1 protein-coding gene is annotated in these 529 nt (G+C 70.7%); it reads left to right on the top strand.

Translation table 11 applies throughout. The features are described 5' to 3' along the window. On the top strand, nt 1-529 hold a 529-nt coding region (locus tag ACXJKR_RS34390; RefSeq protein ID WP_457326680.1), incomplete at both ends, for a xylulokinase.

The following is a 529-nucleotide window of genomic DNA, read 5'->3' as shown; positions in this document are numbered from 1 at the left end:
CACCAGATGAGCGTGATGCTGTCGGCCGCCAGCTGCCTGCGCTGGTTCTGCCAGCTCGTCGGCGCCGATGAAGCCCCCTTGCTGGCTGAACTTTCATCAAATGACAGCGCAGTCAGCGCCTCAGACCACGCGCCGATCTTCCTGCCCTACCTGGCCGGCGAGCGCACGCCGCACAACGACCCGTTTGCAGCCGGCGTCTTCCATGGCCTGAAGGCGCAGACGAATCGCGCCGACTGCACCTATGCCGTGCTCGAGGGCGTGGCCTTCGGGCTGGCCGATGGGCTGGACGCGCTGCGGGCGGCAGGCACCGAGGTGCACCAGCTGTCGCTGGTGGGCGGCGGCTCGCGCAGCCGTTTCTGGGCCCAGCTGATCGCCGACGCACTCCAGGTCGACGTCGTCCTGCACACCGGCAGCGAAGCCGGCGGCGCGCTCGGCGCGGCACGCCTGGGCTGGTTGGCCACCGGGGGTGCTGTCGAGACCGTCTGCACCCGCCCGCCCGTGGCGGCCCTCTTCTCTCCCGACCCCGAAC

Source organism: Roseateles sp. P5_E11 (genome assembly GCF_054049355.1).
Note: the sequence above shows the minus strand (reverse complement) of the source record. Positions and strands in the feature narration are given on the sequence as shown.